Below are 21,670 nucleotides of genomic sequence, written 5' to 3'. Positions count from 1 at the left end.
GTAAAATAAAGATTAGAGTTTTGCATTTTTACCTCCTTGGTGGAATTTTTGCTATTACAATTTTAACTGCCACCAAGGAGCTTTTTTAGATGTTTTATTTATATTTGAATTTCTCACCCGAGGTATAAGATGCTATAATATTTTTAATCATATTTTTGGAGTAAAGATGGTTATATTCTCAACAGGTTTTAACTACAAAACAGCACCGGTAGAGATTAGAGAGAAGTTAGCCATAACAGAGAACAATTACGGCTTAATTCTTGAAAAATTAAATTCTATTGAAGATATATATGAAATCTGCGTAATTTCTACTTGCAACAGAGTTGAGCTTTACGGAGTAGCTAACGATAATGTTGAAAAAGTAAAAGAAGAGATTTTAAGAATTCTATCTCAATATTCTGCTGTTCCTGTCAATACTTTAAAAGATTATTTATTTTTCTATACAAACAAAGAAGCAATCAGACATATATTTAGAGTTTCTTCAAGCTTAGATTCTATGGTAATAGGCGAACCACAGATTGTTTGTCAATTTAAAGATTCGTTTACAAAGGCAAAAGAGTATAAAGCCGTCCGTCATATTCTTACAAGACTATTTGATAAAGCTTTAAACGTATCAAAAAAAATTAGAACTTCTACCGGGATATCAAGAAGGGCTGTATCTATAAGCTATGCGGCTGTTTTGCTTGCAAAGAAGATTTTTGGAGATTTGAAAGATAAAAATGTGCTTATAATTGGTGCTGGCGAGATGGCTGAGCTTGCAGCTAAGCATCTTCATTCTCTAAATGTAAAACATATTTTTGTATCAAATAGAACATTTGAAAAAGCTGTTGAACTTGCAGACAAATTCGGCGGAAGTGCAATTAGATTTGAAAAAATTCAAGAATTTTTACCAGAGGCAGATATTATAATCGTTTCAACAGGTGCAAAAGAACCAATACTAAAAAAAGAAGATGTTAAAAGAGCAATAAAAAGCAGAAAAGACCCACTTTTTATAATAGATATCTCTGTGCCAAGAAACGTTGAAGAGAGTGTTAACGAGCTTGAGGGTGTTTATTTATACAACATTGACGATTTAAAACAGGTAGTAAATTCAAACTTAGAGGAAAGAAAGATAGAAGCTCAAAGAGCTGAATTTATAATCGACGAAGAAGTAGAGAAGTTTGTCAAATGGTTAAATACTCTAAAAGTTAGTCCTATTATTTCAAGCGTTAGAGATTATGCAGATAAGCTTAGACAACAGCAGTTGGAAAAATTATTTAAACAAATGCCTTATCTAAATGAAAAAGAAAGGGAAACCATTGATTTGGCAATGAGGTCTTTGATAAACAAACTACTTCACAGACCAACTATGTATATCAAAGATAAAGCTGCAAAAGAAGGAAACACAGAAGTAGTTAAAATTTTTGAAGATATGTTCAGCTCAAAATGGGATTTCAGAAAAAAAGGTAAGAATTTAGAGGAGATAGAAGATATTGTTAGAGAAAAGTAGTAGAATCTTCTTATTAATCTTGATTTTTCTTGCCATTTCTTACATTTTTAATCAAATTAACGACTATATAGAAAGAGAAAATCTAAATAAATTGAGATATACAAATAACACAATAGAAAACTTTATATACATATCTAAGTCAGATAAAGAGTATAAACTGACAGGACAAAAGATGATAAAAGTTAAAGAAGACGTTTATATAGAAAAGCCTTACTTAATTTATAAAAGCAATGACAGGTCTTTCGATTTAACAGGAGTATCGGCAACATATTATGGAGGGCAAAAAATAATTGGTATTTACAATAATGTAAAAGTTCTTTCTAAAAATTTCCAACTTACGACCGATAAATTATTTATAGATACAGAAAGAAAGATTGCGTACAACTATAGTCAAAATTATATTAGTTCTGAAAAAATGCAAACCATAGGAAGAAATCTGTTTTTTAATTTTGAAGAAGAAAACATAAGATTACAAAATGTGAAAACAACAGTAAGAGGAAAAGATGTGTGATATAAATTTTTTAATTAACAAAGAATCTCCAACTTTCCTTGAATTTTTTGCCAGCCGTATTTATAAAATAGCATTTTTTATTATTTTATGTTTTGTGTTGGTTGCATACAGTCAGGAAAAAAAAGAAACAAATAAAAAAGAGCCTGTGGTAATAACGGCGGATAAATTAGAATACTCTAACAAAGATAAAATAGCTATATATACAGGAAAAGTTGAAGCTATAAAGGGAAATATTAAATTAAATGCAGATATGATGAAAATATTTTTAGACGATAAAGGTGATGTCTCTAAAATAATAGCTACAGGTAATGTTTATTTTGAGCAAGAAAACAAATGGGGTAAAGGTAAAGAAGCAGAATACTATAAAGACAAAAATTTAATAATTCTTAGAAAGGATGCAGAAGTTCATCAAGATAAAAACGTTGTAGAAGGTGATGAAATTTACTATTACATAGATGAAGAAAAAGCTATAGCAACATCAAAAACTAAGAGAGTAAGAAGTATAATCTTTCCAAAGGAAAAGCAACAGTAGATGAGTTATTTAGATTTTTTTGGCTTAAAAGAAGACCCATTTAAAATAACACCCGACCCAAGTTTTTTCTACGAATCTTTAACTCATATAACCGCCAAGAATTTATTAAAATACGTTGTTGAAAATGGAGAAGGTTTTTGTGTTATTATAGGAGAACCCGGAACAGGAAAAACCACCATTTTGAGAAAATTTCTATCCGAATTACCGGAAAATTATATATACGCATTAATTTTAAATCCAAATTTAACACCAGAGGAGTTTTTAAAAACACTATTAGATGAGTTTATGCTACCTTATGATAAAGATATATCCAAAAATGAAATTCTAAAGATTTTAAAAATTTTTCTTTTAAAAAATATATCAAAAGGCATAAAAACATTAATCATAATAGATGAAGCACAGCTTATGCCAGTAGAAACTTTAGAAGAGCTAAGATTACTTTCTAATTTAGAGACAGAAAAAGAAAAATTAATTCAGATTATCTTGGTTGGTCAGCCAGAGTTGGAAGAAAAGTTAAAACTTCCGGAGCTTAAACAACTAAATGACAGAATTACAAATAAAATGTTTTTAGAACGATTAAGTCCAAAAGAAGTAGAAAAATACATAAACCATAGATTACGATTGGCAGGGGGAGAAAAAATAAAAATCGACCTGGAAGTTTATGAATTAGTTTATAACCATTCAAAAGGCATTCCAAGGTTGATTAACGTAATAATGTCTAAAGCTTTAATGATTGCTTTCTTGGACAGAAGCTTAGAAATCAAACCTATACATATAAATTCAGCTGTAAAATCACTTTCGAACAAAGAATTAGAATCAAATGTTGGTTTTTATCATTATTTATTGATTTTTATTCTATTTTTAGGCATTATAATAGTTTTAGCATATATTTTACTTCAAACCGGAGGATTTTAAATATGAATAGATTTGATATGGCAGCGTTAACATGGGATGAAAAACCTGCAAGGGTTAATATAGTAAAAAATGTAGCTGAAAAAATAAAAGAGCTGGTTCCATTAAATCAAAACATGAAAGTTTTAGACTTTGGATGTGGAACCGGATTATTGTCTTTTTTCTTACAGCCTTACGTGGGAGAAATTACAGGAATTGATACGTCAAAAGGAATGATAGAGGTTTTTGATAAAAAAATTAAAGAAAATCAAATTGAAAATATGAAATGTTTTAATTTAGACATTTATACAGATAAACTGCCAGAAAAGTACGACTTAATTGTTAGCTCCATGGTTTTTCATCATATAAAAGATATAAGTCAGATATTAAAAATTCTTTACAATTATCTAAATGAAGGTGGTTATATTGCGATAGCTGACCTTGTTAAAGAAGATGGCAGCTTTCATGATGATAATGAAGGGGTTGAACATTTTGGGTTTGAAATACAAGAGATGGAAAACAAACTTAAAGAAGCCGGATTTAAAGAAATCAAAACTGAAATAGCACATATAGTTAAAAAACAAAAAGAGAACACAGAAAGAGAGTATCCAATTTTTTTAGTTGTAGGAAGAAAGTAATGGATTTAGCCCAGCTTAAAAAGATTGTAAACGGCGAGTTTTTAAATCTTGTAGAAAATAAAAAAATAAACAGATTTGAGATTGACAGTAGAAGAGTAAAAGAAGGGGATTTTTTCATACCGCTTAAAGGTCAAAATGCAGATGGTCATCAATACATAGAAGATGCAATAGAAAAAGGGGCGGTTGGCTATTTTTCTGAAAAGCCTTTAAATTTTAAAAACGGAATTTTAGTTAAAGATACCTATCAAGCATTGGTAGAAGTTGGAAAACATAAAAGAAATCAAGTTAAAGCAGTCATTGGCATCACAGGGACAAGCGGAAAAACATCAACAAAAGAACTTATGAATTATGTATTATCTAATCTTGCAAGCACCTACGCAACCCAGGGGAATTACAACAACGAAATCGGCGTTCCTATAACTCTTGCCAACACTCCAGAAAACATAGATTTTGCAATCATTGAAATGGGAGCAGGAAAGGTAGGAGATATTGATTACCTTGGCAAGATAGTAAATCAAGACATTAGTGTTTTAGTGTCCGTAGGACATGGACATGTTGGAAAGTTTGGCTCTTTTGAGAACGTTATAAAAGGAAAAGGAGAAATATTTAATTACGGGGATTATTCAGTGTTGCCATCTGAATTAAAAAAATTCTATAATCCAAAAAATCCAATAACATACGGAGAAGATGGAGATATTGAAATAAGAGATATAAAGATTGTCGAAGATGGGACAGTTGGAGTTATTAAATATAAAAATGATAAAATAGAGCTTAAAATACCGGTTTACAATATTGGCGTATTTAAAAATATTGGAGCGGTTGCCGGTGTTTTGTACCATCTTGGTTATGACCCAATAAAAAACCTTGAAGTTTTAAAAGATTTTAAATCTTCTTCCCAAAGAGGAGAAATCATAAAGATGGGTAATTTTACAATCATTGATGACTCTTACAATGCAAATCCTTTATCTGTAAAAAATGCAATTGATATTTTAAACAGTATGGAAGGCTTTAAGATTTTTGTTTTGGGAGATATGCTTGAGCTTGGAGAGTATTCTCAGGAGCTTCATAGAGAGATTGGAAAGCTTTTAAATGCTTCTTATATTGATTATATAATGCTTTATGGCAATGAAACAAAGTATATTTTTGAAGAGATTGACGATAAGTCAAGGGTTAAACATTTTGATAACAAAGATAACATAGCAGAGGATATTTTGAAATTTTCTAATTATCAACCGGTTGTTTTGGTTAAAGGTTCTCGTGGCATGAAAATGGAAGACGTGATTTTAAAGCTTAGAGTTATGTTAAAATAGATTTTGAAAAAATCGAGAAGGTGTACAACAGTTGCTATTTTCTGTAAAAAAGTGTAAAATAACAAATTATTATGAGTAGAAAACTATTAACTGTAAAAAGTGTGAAGAAATATACGGAATCAGTAGAATATCATTGATTAATTATGAAAAAAAGATTGATAGTTCCTGTAGAAAGTGGAAAGAGCAAGACAGCTACCCAACAAACTGTCAACCAACGGAAGGAGCAGGTGAGGGGTCTGCCTACAGGTAGACATAAAAGCTGGCAAGTTCTTTCCATAGCCTTAGCCTTCTGCTGTCTTGAAAGGTCGTATAGAGACCTTTCTCCTTTGAAACGATTACACGCTTCAAAGGATTGGATAGCAGTGGCTAATAGGTTAGTTCCTGTGCTTGGCGGCAGGGACTATGACACTTCCAAAATACCGCCTGTTGGGGTCGGAAGTGTCTGAAATGGCGGAATACAAATACCCCAACCCAAACTGTGCAAACTGATACACTTTTTCACGTTTCACGTTGAACGTTGAACGTTTCACGTTTTTACAGTTTTGTACAGTTTGGTTAACCAGGAATATTTATGAGAGTAGCTATTAATGGGTTTGGAAGAATTGGAAGAAACTTTTTTAGAATTGCAAACGGCGTTGAAGGTATTGAAATTGTAGCTATTAACGACATTACAGATACTAAAACATTGGCACATCTTTTAAAATACGACTCAGTTCATGGAATATACGATGCCGACATAAAAGCTACAGAAGACTCTATTATTGTAAACGGAAAAGAAATAAAAATAACAACTATAAAAGACCCTGCGCAACTTCCATGGAAAGATTTAAACGTTGATATAGTCATAGAATCAACAGGGTTGTTTACAAAAAGAGAGGATGCGCAAAAGCATCTTGAAGCAGGAGCTAAAAAAGTTATTATCTCTGCACCGGCTAAAAATCCAGACATTACAATAGTTCTTGGAGTTAACCAAGAAGCTTATGACCCGGCAAATCACAACATTATTTCAAATGCATCTTGTACAACAAACGCACTTGCACCTGTAGTAAAAGTATTGCAAAAAGAGTTTGGCATAAAGTATGGTTATATGGTAACAACTCACGCATACACAAACGACCAAAGAATTTTAGACTTACCACATAAAGATTTAAGAAGAGCAAGAGCAGCAGCAGTAAATATTGTTCCAACAACAACAGGGGCAGCAAAGGCTCTTGGAGAAGTTATCCCAGAAGTTAAAGGAAAATTAGACGGTACAGCAAGAAGAGTTCCTGTTGCTGATGGTTCTTTAATAGATTTAACGGTGGTGGTAGAAAAAGAAACAACTGTAGAAGAAGTTAACGCTGCGATGAAAAAATACGCAGAAGGTGAAATGAAAGGAATTCTTGCATACTGCGAAGACCCAGTAGTATCATCTGATATTATTGGAAATCCGGCATCTTCTATTTTTGACTCATTACTAACGCAAGTGATCGGTGGAAATCTTGTTCATGTTGCATCATGGTATGATAATGAATATGGATATTCTACAAGATTAAAAGACCTTGTATTGTTTATAGGCAGCAAACAATGATATTTATGATAGACAACTACGACTCATTTACATATAACATTGTCCAATATTTCTATGACCTTGGACAAGAAGTTGTAGTTAAAAGAAATGATGAGATAACGATTGAAGATATTAAAAATATGGAAGAAATTGATGCGATTGTAATATCACCCGGTCCCTGCACTCCAACAGAGGCGGGGATCTCTGTTGATGTTATAAAGAACTTTAAAGGAATCTATCCTATTCTTGGTGTTTGCTTAGGACATCAATCGATTGGGCAAGCTTTCGGGGCTAAGATAGTGAAAGCAAAATGCTTAATGCATGGCAAAACATCAAAAATCTATCATAATGAAAAAGGCTTGTTTGAAGGAATACCAAATCCTTTTAACGCTGTAAGATATCATTCCTTAGTTATTGATGAATCAACCCTGCCGGAGGATATAGAGATAACTGCACGGTCTGATGATGGTGAAATAATGGCAATAGAACATAAAAAATATCCAATATGGGGCGTTCAGTTTCATCCAGAGTCTATATTGACAGAGTACGGTCATAAACTTCTTGAAAACTTTTTAAAAATGAGTAAAAAAGAGACTGCAAAAGAAAGCTTAACAACTTAAGTATCAAAAAACAAGAAAGACTGTTCCAAAAATCAAAATTGTCATTCTGCAGCCAGTGAAGAATCTCCTTTTTCACTTTCTCACCTTATTTAAAAGAGAAGACCCTTCGGACTAAAGTCCTAAGGATAACGACGAAAGGTTGACCAATAAGTTTTAAGAGAAGGATAACCTCATTCGTAATTCTGTGACGGCAAAGAATTTTTGCACTTTTACCTAATTATGTAAGGATAATTCATGAATTGCCTCTACTTACTTTCTCATCTTTTAAAGAGAAAATACTTCAGCTTACAGCTCAAGGATGCAAGTATTATGCAACAGTGTCATTCCGAAAGCCGGCGAAGAATCTTATTCTAACCTATAAATCAGACAATAATTTTCCACCCTTTGCCCAGTTTTCTCTGTCTACTTCTGTAATTACTATATAAGTAGATTGTGGCGGCTTGTTCGCAACCTCTTCTAATACTTTTGTAATACCTTCTGCGATTTTTTCTTTCTGTTCTTTTGTTAGCTTTCCGGCTACCTTAACTTCAACGTATGGCATTTTTAATCCTCCAATTGGTACTGTTTTATTTTTCTATACAAAGACGATAAATCAATATCAAGAGCCTTTGCAACTTCTTTTAAATTTTTATTGTATACTTCCAAGGCTTTCTTAATCATCTCTCTTTCAAGCTCTTCTTTTGCATCTTTCAATGGTCTTATTGTAATTGGAATGCTTTTTTCTTCATGGACAGCAGCTTTACCAAACATGTTTGGGGGTAGGTCTTTGTTATAAACATAATCGCCATTGTTAAAAATAACAATTCTTTCCATTAGATTTTTCAATTCTCTTACATTTCCGGGCCAAGAATAGTTCAAAAAAGTTCTTTTTACTTCATCAGTCAGTATTGGTGGTTCTACCTTATTTTCTATTGAAAATTTCTTGATAAAGTATTCTGCAAGCAAGATTATATCTTCTCCTCTTTCTCTCAGTGGTGGCACGGTTAATGGGATTACTGATAGTCTAAACGCTAAGTCCTGTCTGAAAGTGCCTTTTTCTACTTCTTTTTGTATATCTTTGTTTGTCGCTGAGATTACCCTTAAATCGACCTTTATTTTCGTATTACTTCCAAGTCTTGAAAATTCTTTTTCTTCTAAAACTCTTAAAAGCTTGGCTTGGGCAGATAGGCTCATGTCTGCCACTTCATCTAAAAATAACGTTCCTTTGTCTGCAAGCTCTAACTTTCCTATCTTTCTTGTGAAAGCATTTGTAAATGCTCCTTTTTCGTATCCAAAAAATTCTGCCTCAAAAAGCTCGTCAGGTATTGCAGCACAGTTTATATCTACAAATGGATAATCTTTTCTGCTAGATTGATAATGGATGGATTTTGCTACAAGTTCTTTACCGGTTCCGTTTTCTCCAAGAATTATTACCCATGCATTTGTTTTTGCTACTTTTTCTATCTGTTTTTTTAACTGGACTATCTTTTCACTATTTCCGATGATTTCAATCTGACTTTCTTCTTTTTCTTTATAATACCAAAGACTTTGTCTCAATTTTATTTCTTTTTCTATTTTTTCTATTACTGCAAAAATCGTGTCTGTAGATAGTGGTTTTTCTAAAAAGTCGAAAGCACCTTCCTTTATTGCTTGAACGGCTATAGGTATGTTTGCATGACCAGAGATCATAACTATAAAGCTGTTTGGCTGATGCTCTTTTATAAAAGAAATCAAAGATATACCATCTCCATCAGGTAGCCATACATCTAAGAATATCAAATCAAAAACTTCTTTTTTTATTAAATCTTTTGCAGATGTCAGGCTTCCGGCAACGCTTACAGAATGACCTTCATCGCTGAGAATATCTTTAATCAAACTTTGAATATTTTTTTCATCATCTACAACCAAAATATTTAACATTTTTCACACCTTGCAACCCTTTTTGAAATACCGCACATGATTTCGTATGAAATGGTTCCTACAATGTTAGCAATATCTCCAAAGGTTATTCTTTTATTGCCACTTTCTCCAATTATCACAACCTCATCACCAATATTTATATTCTCAATTTCAGAAACATCAACTATCGTCATATCCATCGTTATTTTACCAAGAATTGGAGCTTCTTTACCGTTTACTAAAAAAAACCATCTATTGGATAAACTTCTTGGAAGACCGTCTGCATAACCAAATGGTACTATGGCAACCTTCATAGGTTTTTTGGCTACAAAGTTTCCATTATAAGAAACTCTATCACCTGATTTTATATCTTTAATAGAAATAATTTTAGATTTTACACTCATCACTTGTTTTAACTTTATCGGATAACCTTCAAAAGGCTTTTCTCCATACATAGCAAGACCAACTCTTATAACATTGCAAAAATCACACTCATAAACAACACCGGCTGAGTTTTGAACGTGTATGTATTTTGGCTTAACATCAAGAAGATTTAAAATCTCTTTAAACTCTTTAATCTGATTTATTGTATACTCTCTATCAGTATCAGCACTTGATAGATGGGTTAATACTCCTTCTATCTCAAACTCTTTTAAAAGCGGTTTTATTTTATCCACATTCTCTAAATAAAACCCAAGCCTTCTCATTCCGGTATCAAATTTTAGATGTATTTTCCTATTTTTAAGCTTTCTTGCAATTTCTAACTGGTTAAAGTCTGAAATCACTGGAATTAAGTTATACCGATTTAAAATCTCGATCTCTTCTTTTAAAACCCCACCAAGAATAAGAATATCTTTAAAAATTCCATTTTCTCTTAATTCTTTCCCTTCTAAAGGAGTAGCAACACAGAAAGATTCTACAAAATCTAATTCTTGTAGATATTTAGATACTAAAACTGCGTTATGACCGTATGCATCCGCTTTTACCACTGCAAAAATTTTTTTCTTTGAATAAGAGTATAAACTTTTTACATTATGCTTTAAATTTTCTAAATTTATTTCGGCAAAACTTCTGTAAAAACTAATTTTAAATCCTCCATAAAATTGTGATATTATAGTTTAACAAAAAACTTAGAATAAAATGAAGGGATGGGTTAAAAATGCCTGAAACAAAACCAGCTTTAGAAGGTTATCAGAAGGCCGTAGAAAAATTATCCGGTGTTGATATAAATGCAATAGTTTTTTTACTTTTTTTAATTTTAATTATTATTCTCGCTGTTTTATTCTTAAATAATTTAAGTAAAAAACTTAAAGCAAAATACCAATATTCAGAATTTGTAAAATATGCTAAAGAGAAAGAGTTGAGCGATGAGCAAATATCTATTCTTTGGAATTATTCTAAAAAGATGGGTAGAGACCCATTTTTAGCTTTAGAATTTAAATCACCATTTGAAAAAGTTATTGACCTTTATATAAAAGATAATCCAAATTTTGATGAAAATTTAATCAAAGATATGAGAGAAAAGCTTGGATTTGATGTCGTACCATCTTTTGTTCCAATTACTGTTACAAAAGATATTGACATTTTCCAAGAAGGAAGGATTAAATTAGAAGATGGAAGAAGTTTTAATGTTGTCTTATATGACAAAGATGAATTATATATGTACTGGGCTATAACAGATAAAAATATACCGAATTTAAATGTTGGAGATAGAGTAAAAATATCTTTTACAAGAAAATCAGATGGTGTTTATATTATTGAGGGGCAAATAGAGGATATCTTGAAAGAAAGTGGAACTGTTATATTAAAAATTCCACATACATTTGAAATTTTAAGAACTCAAAGAAGAGAATATCCAAGGGTAGATACGGATATAGAAGCTGTGCTGGGCAAAAAAACAAAGGAAGATAATAAAGAAATCATAAAGTGGTATATTGGTAGAATTCTTGATATAAGCCCATCTGGTGCAAGATTTTGTGTAAACATAGAAGAAAAAAATACATTAAGCCTAAGAATTGGGGATGAAATTATATTGACATTCACATTAGAGGAAAAGGATTTTCAGTTGACAGGCGAGGTTGTAAATATTTATGAAAAGCAAAAGATTATTTGTTACGGTATTAAATTTAAAGGAATTAAAGAAAGTGTCCAAAGGGATATATTTAGCTATGTAAGAAAAGAGCAACAAAAAATGTTGAGCTTATATAAAAAGCAAGCTTGAAATAATATATTTTTTTCATATTATATTGACTTATACCTTGGGTGAGAAATTAGCGGTTTTTATAGAATTTAAAAATGAGATCCTTCGGCCTTAAGGCCTCAGGATGACAAGGAAAAGGTTGATTAATAAGTGTTAAAGGAAGGATAACCTTATTCGTCATTCTGCAGCCGGCGAAGAATCTCATGTTTTTAATGAATTTCTCACCCGACGTATAATATATTTTTTTCATATTATGTTGACTTATTTTAAAGGAGGTTTTTTGAATGGATTTAGAAAAAATAAAAAAACAACTTTTAGAAAAAAGAGAGCAGATATTAAAATCTATGGAAGAATCATCAAAAAATGATTTAAATGAAAAAACTGGTGTTGGTGATGATGCAGACAGCGTAACAGAAGAGCTTAGTAGAGAAACCTTTTATAGATTAAACCAAGCAGACAGAGAAACTTTATTTTTAATAGACCTGGCTTTAAGAAAAATAGAAAACGGAACATATGGAATATGCGAAGAGTGCGGTGCAGTTATTGGAGAAAAAAGACTTGAAGCAATTCCATGGGTAAGACTCTGTATTGATTGTAGTCAAAATGAAGAAATCGTTAGAGCTTTCCAACAAAGAAACGAAGAAGAGATGTTATACAACATCATACCTCCTGCTCTTGGTGGAGAGGAAGAAGAAAACAAAGCTGTACCTTCTGAGTAATTAAATGAATAAGAAAGTTTTAACATTTTTAGGCATTTCTTTTGTTATCGTAGTTTTGGATTTAATAACTAAAAGCTTGGCAGAAAAGTATTTAGCTGATAAGGTTATTGAGATTATACCCGGACTTTTTAATTTGGTTTTGGTTTGGAATAAAGGCGCTGCTTTTGGAATGTTGGCAGAAGCTCCGGAGACTATAAGGAAATTAATGCTTGTAGGCTCTTCAATCATTGCTGCAGTTATCACTGCTGGATATGTTTTAAAGTCAAATGCAAAGCTATCTAATTTAGAGGTCTTAAGTTTGGCTTTAATCTGCGGTGGGTCTGTTGGAAATCTTTATGATAGGTTTATGTTGGGTCAGGTAAGAGATTTTTTAGATTTTCATATAAACAACCATCACTGGCCGGCGTTCAATGTGGCAGATGCTTCTATTACGATAGGTATAGCTTTATTTATTGGGTATGAGCTTTTTTGGAAGAAAAGAAAAATTACAAATTAGAAATATCTAATACCTTGGATGAGAAATTAGGAATTTTTCGGACTAAAACCCTCGGAATGACGAGGAAAGTGAAAGCACGTTAACAGTCATCTTATTTGTCATTCTGTAGCTGGCAAAGAATATCCTACTTTTTGAGGGTACTGCAAAAATTTTTGTAAGTTTACCTATCTTTGTCATCCAGAGGTTGTAAGTCGAAGGATCTCCTTCTTTTAAAAATTGAGTAAAAAGGAGATTCTTCGCTTCGCTCAGAATGACGGTTTGGATTTTTATAAGCAGTCTCTACTTTTATTGAATTTCTAACCTGATGTGTATAATATATAATAAGAATATTAGAATAACTTAAAGAGGTTTTAAAATTGATAGGATACTTAGTTAAAAAAATCTTTGGAACAAAAAACGAAAGAGAAATTAAAAGATTAAGAGAAATTGTAAATAAAATAAACAAGTTAGAGCCTGAGCTTGATGCTTTAAGTAATAAAGAGCTTATAGAAGAAAGTAATAAATTAAAAGAAAAAATTAGAGGTAATCCACACCTTTCCGAGGCAATTACAGAAGGAGAAATCATTGAAGAACTTCCTTTAGCCTTTGCCATTGTCAGAGAAGCAGCAAAAAGGACTCTTGGTCTTAGACCTTTTGATGTTCAGCTTATTGGTGCCTTGGCTTTACATAAAGGAATGATTGCAGAAATGAAAACCGGTGAAGGTAAAACGCTTGTTGCAGCAATAGCAATATATCTTAATGCTCTTACAGGAAAAGGTGTACATCTTGTAACAGTTAACGATTATCTTGCAAAAAGAGATGCAACTCAAATGGGTTCTATCTATAAATTCCTTGGCTTATCTGTTGGAGTAATAAATACAAACAACGCTTCTTATCTTATTCAGTGGGCTGATGAAGAAAAATTCAAAAAAGCAGTAGAGCTTGACAAAAGAGTTTGGGAGAAAGGATTTTTTGGAGAGCTTTTACCACCAGAAAAGTATGACGTAGAAGCAAAAAAAGATTATTTCACTGTTGCTGTAGATTCAGACAGAAGGTCAGCTTACGAAGCAGATATTACATACGGAACAAATAATGAGTTTGGATTTGATTATCTTAGAGACAATATGGTATTTTCAAAAGACCAAATGGTGCAGGTAAAAGGGCATCACTACGCTATCATAGACGAAGTAGACTCTATTTTAATAGACGAAGCAAGAACACCGCTTATTATTTCTGGACCATCCGGCGAAGATGTTTCTATCTATTACGCTACAGATAATTTTGTTAAAACACTCACAAAAGATGAAGATTTTATCGTAGATGAAAAAAATAAAAACGCAGTTTTAACAGAAAAAGGTGTAGAAAAAGCAGAGAAATATTTTAACCTTGAAAACCTGTATGACCCGAAAAATATAGAAATCCTGCACGCAATAAATCAGTCTTTAAGAGCTAACTATCTTTATCATAGAGACAGGGATTATGTTGTAAAAGATGGAGAGGTTATAATCGTTGATGAATTTACCGGTAGACTTATGCCCGGCAGAAGATGGTCTGATGGATTACATCAAGCAATTGAAGCAAAAGAAGGTGTAAAAATTCAAGCAGAAAACCAAACCTTAGCATCTATTACATTCCAAAACTATTTTAGAATGTATAAAAAACTTGCCGGCATGACAGGTACGGCAGAAACGGAAGCATTAGAGTTTAAAGAGATTTACAACCTTGATGTGCTTGTAATACCAACAAACAAACCTGTAAAAAGAATTGACTATCCTGACCTTGTATATAAAACCAAAAAAGAAAAATTCAATCAAGTAGTTGAAGAGATAGAAAGACTACACAAACAAGGAAGACCTGTTCTTGTCGGAACGGTTTCTGTAGAAACTTCTGAATTTTTATCAGGACTTTTGAAAAAGAAAGGCATTCCACATAACGTATTAAACGCAAAAAATCACGAAAGAGAAGCAGAGATTATAGCTCAGGCTGGAAGGTTAGGGGCTGTAACAATATCTACAAACATGGCAGGTAGAGGAACGGATATTTTACTTGGTGGAAACCCAGACTTTTTGGCAAAAGAGATATTAAAGAAAAAAGGGTTAACTCCGGAAACTGCAACAGAAGAGCAGTACAGCGAAGCTTTAAAAGAAGCACAAAGAATTACGCTTGAAGAAAAGCAAAAGGTAATAGAACTTGGTGGTCTTGCTGTAATAGGAACAGAAAGACATGAAAGCAGAAGAATAGACAACCAGCTTAGAGGTAGAGCAGGAAGACAAGGAGACCCAGGAAGTTCAAGATTTTTCCTATCTCTTGAAGATGATCTACTAAGACTTTTTGGCGGAGATAGATTGATTGCATTGATGGATAGGTTAAAAATACCGGAAAACGAGCCAATAGAAAGTACGATGGTATCAAAAGCAATAGAAAACGCACAAAAAAGAGTGGAAGGTCAAAACTTCCAAATAAGAAAAAGACTTTTAGAGTTTGACGATGTAATGAACAAACAACGTCAAGTTATATACTCTCTAAGAAGAGATATCTTAGAAGGAATAAACTTAAAAGATGAAGTAAAACTTTGGCTAACTGATGTAGTTTTATACTTTTTAGATAAATATGCACCGGCTGAAGAATATCAAGAAAAATGGGATTTAGAAGAGCTAAAGAAAACATTTAAAGAATGGCTTGGGGTAGACATAGATATTCCAACAGACAAAGAATGGGACAGAAAAGAATTAGAAGAATACATACTAAAACAACTTGAAGAGTTTTACAATCAAAAAGAAGAAAAACTTGGCAGTTCTTTAATGAGAGAGTTTGAAAGATACATGACTCTTCAAGTATTAGATAACCTTTGGAAAGAACATTTATACAACTTAGACAGACTAAGAGAAAGCGTATATTTGAGAGGCTATGCACAAAGAGACCCACTGGTTGAATACAAAAAAGAAGCATTTGACCTGTTTGAAGATATGATGTTTAAACTAAAATACAACACACTTGAATACTTATACAAACTCCAAGTTCAATCTGAAGAAGAGATAGAAGAAGAAAGAGCTAAAAAAGAAAAAGAAGCTGAGAAAATACTCAAAAAAGCAGAAACAAATATTCAGCCAGAAGAGAAGAAAAAGAAAGTAATAAAGTATAAAAACAGAATGGAAAGAAGAAAGAATAAGTAAGTGAGAAAAAGAGATTGAGAATCCTGTTAAAATTTTTATAAGTTTGCCTTTGGCCGTCATCCTGAAGCCGAAGACTGAAGGATCTCATCTTTTGATGTCTTTTTTATAGGTTTTTATAGGGAAGAGGGTAAAAAAGGAGATTCTTCGCTTCGCTCAGAATGACATCTTTGAGGTGGAGATTCTTCCCACGGCTGTAGAATGACAGATTAGAGCATGAAAAAACAGAAGATTCTTCACCATAGTTGCAGAATGACGATCAAAGGATTAATTAATTTTTAAACTTAGTTAAAATTTTAAAGCACGATGGATCGGGAGTGAGTAAACGAAAAACCTATTTCATTGCTTCTTATTTACTACCATCAAATAAAATGGAGAAAAAGTTAAATATCACTTTTTTGATTTTGTTTTTTGTTTTGATTGGAGTTATTTATTTAAGTAGTAAATATCCAGAAATTGCCATCTTGAAAATATTAAAGTTTGGGCTTGAGGCGTCTTTTGTTGGATTCATTGCAGATTCTTATGCCATCTATGGACTATTCTACAAGCTTGGACCACACACAAATATAATTTTAAGAAAAAGAAAAAGTATAGAAAACAAAGTTATTGATTTTGTAGCCAACTTTTTATTAAGCAAAGAAGTAATAGAAAAAGAACTCAGCAACGTTAGGTTTGATGTAGATATAATCTCAAAAATAGAAAATCCAGAAGCAAAAAAGAAAGTTGTTGTTTTTTTAAAGTCTGTAATTGAGAAAAAAATAAAAGAAAAAAAAGATTATCTTGAAGAGTTTAAAGAGCTTCCATTGGGAGCTTTTGTAAAGACCGCTTTTTATGATTTTGCAGAAAAGTTTTTAGCTAAGTATTTAGACAAAAATTTAGAAAGTATAGTTGATGAGCTTTTAAAAAAGATTAAAGATGATGAGAATATAAAAAAATCTTTAAATAGCGAGCTTAAAGAAGAAATAACAAAAATTATATTGGAGAATCACGATTTTATTATTGATTTAGTAAAGAAAAGACTTGAAAGCATATCAGATAAAGAGTTTATAGATGCAGTTAAAAAAGCTTCTTGGGATGAATTACAGTGGATAAGATTCAATGGGGCAGTTTTAGGCTTTGTAATTGGGATATTCTTGGGAATTTTAAATTTGGTTTGGTAAAGTTTTATAATACTAAATTTTTATACCTTGGGATGAAAAATTAGCAGTTTTTATAAAATTTAAAAATGAGATCCTTCGGCCTAACTGCCTCACGATGACAGGAAAGAGTTGATTGATTGGCATCAGAGAAATGGGTAAACTTATTTGCCATTCTGCAGGCGAAGAATCTAAGGTTAAGCTTGCAAGAATTTTTGAAACAGCCTTTCGCCTTTATCTGTTTCTGCCTTATCCAAAATGATATAATATTTTTTTAACATTTCTTAATAAATTAAGGAGAGTTTGATGAAGAAAAGAGTTATTTTGGCTTACTCTGGTGGGCTTGATACGTCTGTTATTGTTAGATGGCTAACTGATAGAGGTTTTGAAGTAATAACCTATACAGCTGATGTTGGTCAAGGAGAAGAGCTTTCTGAAATTGAAGAAAAAGCCAAAAGAGCCGGAGCTGTAAAAGCTATAATTGATGATATAAAGGAAGAGTTTGCAAGAGATTACTGTATGCCACTTATGAGAGCAGGAGCTTTGTATGAAGGAAAGTATCCGTTAATCTCTTCTTTATCAAGACCATTGATTGCAAAAAAATTAGTAGAAGTTGCACATAAAGAAAATGCCCATTATGTAGCTCACGGTTCAACAGGAAAAGGAAACGACCAAGTAAGATTTGAAGCATCTGTTTGGGCATTAGACCCGGATATTGAGGTCCTTGCACCGGTTAGAGAATGGGAATTTAAATCAAGAGAAGAAGAGATAGACTATGCTTTAAAACACAATATACCAGTTAAAGCAACAAAAGAAAAACCTTACTCTTATGATAGAAACCTTTGGGGAGTTGCAATAGAAGCAGGACCACTTGAAGATCCATGGACTGAGCCACCGGAGGATGCTTTTGAGATTACGGTTTCTCCAGAAAAAGCACCAGACACACCAGAGTATATAGAAATAGAATTTAAAGAAGGAACGCCGGTGAAACTTAATGGTAAAGAATATGATCAACTTTGGAGGCTAATTTGGGATTTAAATGAGGTTGCAGGTAAACATGGCGTTGGAAGAGTTGATATGATTGAAAACAGGCTTGTTGGAATTAAAACGAGAGAAGTTTACGAATCACCGGCCGGACTAATTTTAATTTCAGCTTACGATGAGATAGAAAGCATTGTTTTAGATAGATTTACCTACCATTATAAGAAAGACCATGTCTCACATCCTTATGCTGAGCTTGTTTATGAAGGTTTATGGTTTTCAAAACTAAGAGAGTCCTTAGATGCATTTAACAATGAAATTGCAAAAATAGTAAACGGTACAGTGAGAATAAAATTATATAAAGGTTCATTTAAGATTGTTGGAAGAAAGTCTCCAAACTCACTTTACAGTGAAGATTTAGCAACTTACAGTCCAAAAGATGCATTTGACCATAAAGCAGGTGGAGCATTTACAAAAGTTTGGGCTTTACCATTAAAAGTGTTTGCAAGAGCAAACAAGAGGTAAAATATGCTAAAAGAGTACAATTACCAAGAAATAGAAAATAAATGGGCTGATATATACAAAAATTCTGAATATTTTAAAGCACAAACAGGCAAAGAACCTTATTTTTCTGTTGTGATGCCTCCGCCAAACGTAACCGGAAGTCTACACATAGGACATGCCTTGAACGTGACTTTACAAGATATAATGGTCAGATACAAAAGAATGCAAGGATACAATGTTTTATGGCTTCCGGGATTTGACCATGCCGGCATTGCAACTCAATGGGTGGTAGTAAGGGAGCTTCAAAAAGAAGGAATAAGTAGATTTGACCTTGGAAGAGAAAAATTTATAGAAAAAGTGTGGCAGTGGGTTCCAAAATCAAGAGATAGTATAAAAAATCAGCTTATAAGAATAGGTGCATCTTGTGATTGGTCAAGACAAAGGTTTACCTTAGATGAAGGATTTTCAAGAGCGGTTAGATATGCATTTGTAAATCTTTATAAAGAAGGTTTAATCTTTAAAGCACCTTACATAGTAAACTGGGATCCAAAAGAGAAAACAGCAATATCAGACTTAGAAGTTGAGTACCAGGAGCATAAAGGCAAAATCTGGCATATTAAATACCCACTGGAAGATGGTTCTGGTTATATAGTAGTAGCAACAACAAGGCCTGAGACAATGCTTGGAGATACAGCTGTAGCAGTCAATCCAAACGATGAAAGATATAAAGATTTAATAGGCAAAAGAGTAAGGCTGCCACTTGCACCTGAAAAAAGAATAGATATCAACGGTAATGAAGTCTCTAATCTAATTCCAATAATTGCTGATGAGTATGTAGACCCAGCCTTTGGTTCCGGAGCTGTAAAAATCACTCCTGCCCACGACCCAAATGACTTTGAAGTTGGAAAAAGACATAACCTTCCAATGGTTATTGTTATGGATGAATCTGCACACATAAATGAAAACGGCGGAGAGTTTAAAGGTTTATACAGATACGAAGCACGTCAAAAAATTGTAGAAAAGTTAAAAGAACTTGGACTGTTAGAAAAAGAAGAAGACCATATTCATAATGTAGGACATTCTCAAAGGTCTAAGGAAATAGTAGAGCCATACCTTTCAAATCAATGGTTTGTAGATACTAAAAAACTTGCAGATAAGGCTATTAAAGTTGTAGAAGATGGTCAGATAAAATTTATTCCGGAAGGATGGTTAAAAACTTATCTAAACTGGATGTATAACATAAGGGAATGGTGTATATCTCGCCAAATCTGGTGGGGACACAGAATACCAATCTGGTATTGTAGAGACTGCAATCATACAAACCCATTTAACGATGACAGCTATAATTCTTTAGAAGAAAAAATAATATTTAATCTTTATGCGGATGGAAAGATTGGGCAAATCTTCTGCGTAGATGACGTATTAAACATACTAAAAGACAAAAACTTTACACATCCAGAAAAAACAAATTTAGAATTTTATGAAAAAGTAGTATTTGGAGAAAAAACAAGTCAGTTTGAAAGTAAAGATAGTTTAATTAAGCTATTGGAAAATTCAAATAAGTTTGAAAAAGTGTACAACGAAAGATATAAAATCAAGCTAAAATGTGAAAAATGCGGGTCTGAAAATCTTCATCAAGAAGAGGATGTGCTGGATACTTGGTTTTCTTCTGCATTGTGGCCATTTGGTACCCTTGGCTGGCCATCAAGAAAAGATGATTTAACAGTCTTCTATCCAACATCCCTTTTAGTGACAGGGTTTGACATCATATTCTTCTGGGTTGCAAGAATGATAATGATGGGTACTAAGTTTACAAACGATGTTCCATTTAAAGATGTTTACATTCATGCACTTGTTAGAGATGAAAAAGGCGAAAAAATGTCTAAAACAAAGGGTAATGTGATAGACCCGCTTGAAATGTCTGAAAAATACGGTTCAGACGCTTTAAGATTTACCTTAGCATCATTGGCTGCACAAGGTAGAGATATAAGACTTTCTGAAAAGAGAATAGAAGGATATAAACATTTCTCAAACAAAATCTGGAACGCATCTAAGTTTGTTTTAATTAACAGTGAAGATTACGACGGAAAGACAAATTTAGAAAGTTTAAGCTTGTCAATAGAAGACTACTGGATTTTAACAAAATTAAACAAAACTATCGAAAACTCTACAAAAGAGCTTGAGAATTATAGATACAATGAGTATGCAAATATTCTTTACGACTTTTTCTGGCACGACTACTGCGACTGGTATATTGAACTTTCAAAAGAAAGAATTTATAAAGGTAGCTCAGAAGAGAAAAAAACAGCTTTAACAGTTTTAAACTTTGTATTAAGAGAATCTTTAAAACTTCTTCATCCTATAATGCCATACATAACAGAGGAAATTTACAGCTACTTAAAAAATAAAGACTCTGAAGTTTTAGCAGTAGCACCATATCCAAAAGTTTTAGAGAGTTTTAACAATGAAGAAAATTATCAATTCATCGAAGACTTAAAAAATCTTATATCTTCTGTGAGAAATGTTAGAAGTGACTTTTCAATAGAACCAACAAGAAAATTAAACATCAGAATAAAAGCAAAAGATGTATCAGTAAAAGAAAAACTAAACCAACTACAAAATCAGATAAAAGCACTCATTAGAGCTGAAAGCTTAGAAGTTAGCACTGATATAGAAAAAACATCTACAGAAATAGCTGTTGTAAGCGACCTGGGGGAAGTCTTTGTAGACCTTCAAGGTATCGTTGACATAGAAAAAGAAATAGAAAGACAGAAAAAAGCTTTGACTGACATTGAAAAGTCTATAAGAATAGCAGAAGGTAAACTGTCTAATGAAAATTTTGTAAACAAAGCACCTCCACATGTTGTAGAAAAAGAAAGACAGCTTTATCAAGAATTGAAAGAAAAAAGAGAAAAGATTTTAAATCTTATAAAAATGCTTGAAAGTAGTAGGGTTTGAAAAACAAGAAGGTAGAGGTAGTTCATAAATAGTCTCGCACATCAAATGAGTTAGAATTAAAAAGGGATAAACCTCTTCGTTAACTATGAATGCAAAAAGTAGTGAAACT

General features: G+C 32.4%; 19 protein-coding genes and 1 pseudogene. 17 read left to right on the top strand and 3 right to left on the bottom strand.

Annotation, left to right across the window (positions count from 1 at the left end; translation table 11 throughout):
• Positions 1 to 166: 166 nt before the first annotated feature.
• From hemA to Q0929_RS04190, 9 genes and pseudogenes are all read left to right on the top strand, one after another.
• Complete coding sequence (hemA, locus tag Q0929_RS04230; RefSeq protein WP_299238322.1) at positions 167 to 1,489, top strand: glutamyl-tRNA reductase; 1,323 nt, start codon at positions 167 to 169, stop codon at positions 1,487 to 1,489.
• Complete coding sequence (lptC, locus tag Q0929_RS04225) at positions 1,473 to 2,000, top strand: LPS export ABC transporter periplasmic protein LptC (protein ID WP_299238321.1); 528 nt, start codon at positions 1,473 to 1,475, stop codon at positions 1,998 to 2,000. Before hemA ends, lptC begins: the two co-directional genes overlap by 17 nt.
• Positions 1,993 to 2,532 carry a lipopolysaccharide transport periplasmic protein LptA gene (lptA, locus tag Q0929_RS04220; RefSeq protein WP_299238320.1) on the top strand — a complete coding sequence of 180 codons (540 nt, stop codon included), beginning with the start codon at positions 1,993 to 1,995 and terminating at the stop codon, positions 2,530 to 2,532. The genes lptC and lptA overlap by 8 nt, the downstream gene beginning before the upstream one ends.
• Positions 2,533 to 3,447, top strand: a complete 915-nt coding sequence (locus Q0929_RS04215; RefSeq protein WP_299238319.1) for an AAA family ATPase — start codon at positions 2,533 to 2,535, stop codon at positions 3,445 to 3,447. It abuts the gene before it with no gap.
• 2 nt (positions 3,448 to 3,449) lie between these two features.
• Positions 3,450 to 4,061 (top strand): class I SAM-dependent methyltransferase, encoded by a 612-nt coding sequence (locus tag Q0929_RS04210; RefSeq protein ID WP_299238318.1) that lies wholly within the window; start codon positions 3,450 to 3,452, stop codon positions 4,059 to 4,061.
• Positions 4,061 to 5,371, top strand: a complete 1,311-nt coding sequence (gene murF / locus Q0929_RS04205; RefSeq protein ID WP_299238317.1) for a UDP-N-acetylmuramoyl-tripeptide--D-alanyl-D-alanine ligase — start codon at positions 4,061 to 4,063, stop codon at positions 5,369 to 5,371. Before Q0929_RS04210 ends, murF begins: the two co-directional genes overlap by 1 nt.
• A 167-nt stretch (positions 5,372 to 5,538) precedes the next feature.
• A pseudogene (locus tag Q0929_RS04200) lies at positions 5,539 to 5,860 on the top strand (IS200/IS605 family accessory protein TnpB-related protein); the annotation flags it as partial.
• 82 nt (positions 5,861 to 5,942) lie between these two features.
• Positions 5,943 to 6,941 carry a type I glyceraldehyde-3-phosphate dehydrogenase gene (gene gap, locus Q0929_RS04195; protein WP_299238316.1) on the top strand — a complete coding sequence of 333 codons (999 nt, stop codon included), beginning with the start codon at positions 5,943 to 5,945 and terminating at the stop codon, positions 6,939 to 6,941.
• Positions 6,938 to 7,540 (top strand): aminodeoxychorismate/anthranilate synthase component II, encoded by a 603-nt coding sequence (locus tag Q0929_RS04190; protein ID WP_299238315.1) that lies wholly within the window; start codon positions 6,938 to 6,940, stop codon positions 7,538 to 7,540. The genes gap and Q0929_RS04190 overlap by 4 nt, the downstream gene beginning before the upstream one ends.
• 355 nt (positions 7,541 to 7,895) lie before the next feature.
• Here the strand turns inward: Q0929_RS04190 and Q0929_RS04185 are convergent, their stop codons facing one another.
• Genes Q0929_RS04185 through alr form a run of 3 tightly spaced genes read right to left on the bottom strand, consistent with a single transcriptional unit; the run spans position 7,896 to position 10,476 of the window.
• Positions 7,896 to 8,081, bottom strand: a complete 186-nt coding sequence (locus Q0929_RS04185) for a 4-oxalocrotonate tautomerase family protein (RefSeq protein ID WP_007545677.1) — start codon at positions 8,079 to 8,081, stop codon at positions 7,896 to 7,898.
• Positions 8,082 to 8,083: 2 nt separating this feature from the next.
• Complete coding sequence (locus tag Q0929_RS04180; RefSeq protein WP_299238314.1) at positions 8,084 to 9,439, bottom strand: sigma-54 dependent transcriptional regulator; 1,356 nt, start codon at positions 9,437 to 9,439, stop codon at positions 8,084 to 8,086.
• Positions 9,433 to 10,476, bottom strand: a complete 1,044-nt coding sequence (alr, locus tag Q0929_RS04175; protein WP_299238323.1) for an alanine racemase — start codon at positions 10,474 to 10,476, stop codon at positions 9,433 to 9,435. The genes Q0929_RS04180 and alr overlap by 7 nt, the downstream gene beginning before the upstream one ends.
• 101 nt (positions 10,477 to 10,577) lie before the next feature.
• Between alr and Q0929_RS04170 the strand changes: the two genes are divergently transcribed.
• The 8 genes from Q0929_RS04170 (at position 10,578) to Q0929_RS04135 (ending at position 21,561) form a co-directional block, all read left to right on the top strand.
• Positions 10,578 to 11,639 carry a PilZ domain-containing protein gene (locus Q0929_RS04170; RefSeq protein WP_299238313.1) on the top strand — a complete coding sequence of 354 codons (1,062 nt, stop codon included), beginning with the start codon at positions 10,578 to 10,580 and terminating at the stop codon, positions 11,637 to 11,639.
• Between the two features lie 263 nt (positions 11,640 to 11,902).
• On the top strand, positions 11,903 to 12,337 hold the full coding sequence (locus Q0929_RS04165) for a TraR/DksA family transcriptional regulator (protein ID WP_299238312.1): 435 nt from the start codon (positions 11,903 to 11,905) through the stop codon (positions 12,335 to 12,337).
• A 4-nt stretch (positions 12,338 to 12,341) separates the two neighbouring features.
• Entirely contained in the window at positions 12,342 to 12,833 is a 492-nt protein-coding gene (lspA, locus tag Q0929_RS04160; RefSeq protein ID WP_299238311.1) for a signal peptidase II, read from the top strand.
• A 356-nt stretch (positions 12,834 to 13,189) separates the two neighbouring features.
• A complete protein-coding gene (gene secA, locus Q0929_RS04155; RefSeq protein WP_299238310.1) occupies positions 13,190 to 15,985 on the top strand; it encodes a preprotein translocase subunit SecA in 2,796 nt (931 codons plus the stop codon).
• 314 nt (positions 15,986 to 16,299) lie between these two features.
• Positions 16,300 to 17,142 carry a DUF445 family protein gene (locus Q0929_RS04150; RefSeq protein ID WP_299238309.1) on the top strand — a complete coding sequence of 281 codons (843 nt, stop codon included), beginning with the start codon at positions 16,300 to 16,302 and terminating at the stop codon, positions 17,140 to 17,142.
• Between the two features lie 112 nt (positions 17,143 to 17,254).
• Positions 17,255 to 17,380, top strand: a complete 126-nt coding sequence (locus Q0929_RS04145; protein WP_299238308.1) for a hypothetical protein — start codon at positions 17,255 to 17,257, stop codon at positions 17,378 to 17,380.
• 44 nt (positions 17,381 to 17,424) lie between these two features.
• On the top strand, positions 17,425 to 18,624 hold the full coding sequence (locus Q0929_RS04140) for an argininosuccinate synthase (RefSeq protein ID WP_299238307.1): 1,200 nt from the start codon (positions 17,425 to 17,427) through the stop codon (positions 18,622 to 18,624).
• 3 nt (positions 18,625 to 18,627) lie between these two features.
• Positions 18,628 to 21,561 (top strand): valine--tRNA ligase, encoded by a 2,934-nt coding sequence (locus tag Q0929_RS04135; protein ID WP_299238306.1) that lies wholly within the window; start codon positions 18,628 to 18,630, stop codon positions 21,559 to 21,561.
• Positions 21,562 to 21,670: the final 109 nt, after the last annotated feature.

The organism is Sulfurihydrogenibium sp. (genome assembly GCF_028276765.1).
Classification (GTDB): Bacteria; Aquificota; Aquificia; order Aquificales; family Hydrogenothermaceae; genus Sulfurihydrogenibium.
The sequence above is the reverse complement of the archived record's forward strand: the minus strand, read 5'-3'. Positions and strand labels throughout refer to the sequence as shown.

What these genes read in the sequence shown, in the direction of transcription:
- Q0929_RS04140 (WP_299238307.1), top strand. Translation starts at nt 17,425, where the DNA reads ATGAAGAAAAGAGTTATTTTGGCTTACTCTGGTGGGCTTGATACGTCT.
- Q0929_RS04190 (WP_299238315.1), top strand. Translation starts at nt 6,938, where the DNA reads ATGATATTTATGATAGACAACTACGACTCATTTACATATAACATTGTC.
- Q0929_RS04215 (WP_299238319.1), top strand. Translation starts at nt 2,533, where the DNA reads ATGAGTTATTTAGATTTTTTTGGCTTAAAAGAAGACCCATTTAAAATA.
- Q0929_RS04170 (WP_299238313.1), top strand. Translation starts at nt 10,578, where the DNA reads ATGCCTGAAACAAAACCAGCTTTAGAAGGTTATCAGAAGGCCGTAGAA.
- lptA (WP_299238320.1), top strand. Translation starts at nt 1,993, where the DNA reads ATGTGTGATATAAATTTTTTAATTAACAAAGAATCTCCAACTTTCCTT.
- Q0929_RS04135 (WP_299238306.1), top strand. Translation starts at nt 18,628, where the DNA reads ATGCTAAAAGAGTACAATTACCAAGAAATAGAAAATAAATGGGCTGAT.
- Q0929_RS04210 (WP_299238318.1), top strand. Translation starts at nt 3,450, where the DNA reads ATGAATAGATTTGATATGGCAGCGTTAACATGGGATGAAAAACCTGCA.
- hemA (WP_299238322.1), top strand. Translation starts at nt 167, where the DNA reads ATGGTTATATTCTCAACAGGTTTTAACTACAAAACAGCACCGGTAGAG.
- Q0929_RS04185 (WP_007545677.1), bottom strand. Translation starts at nt 8,081, where the DNA reads ATGCCATACGTTGAAGTTAAGGTAGCCGGAAAGCTAACAAAAGAACAG.
- lspA (WP_299238311.1), top strand. Translation starts at nt 12,342, where the DNA reads ATGAATAAGAAAGTTTTAACATTTTTAGGCATTTCTTTTGTTATCGTA.
- gap (WP_299238316.1), top strand. Translation starts at nt 5,943, where the DNA reads ATGAGAGTAGCTATTAATGGGTTTGGAAGAATTGGAAGAAACTTTTTT.
- murF (WP_299238317.1), top strand. Translation starts at nt 4,061, where the DNA reads ATGGATTTAGCCCAGCTTAAAAAGATTGTAAACGGCGAGTTTTTAAAT.
- Q0929_RS04165 (WP_299238312.1), top strand. Translation starts at nt 11,903, where the DNA reads ATGGATTTAGAAAAAATAAAAAAACAACTTTTAGAAAAAAGAGAGCAG.
- Q0929_RS04180 (WP_299238314.1), bottom strand. Translation starts at nt 9,439, where the DNA reads ATGTTAAATATTTTGGTTGTAGATGATGAAAAAAATATTCAAAGTTTG.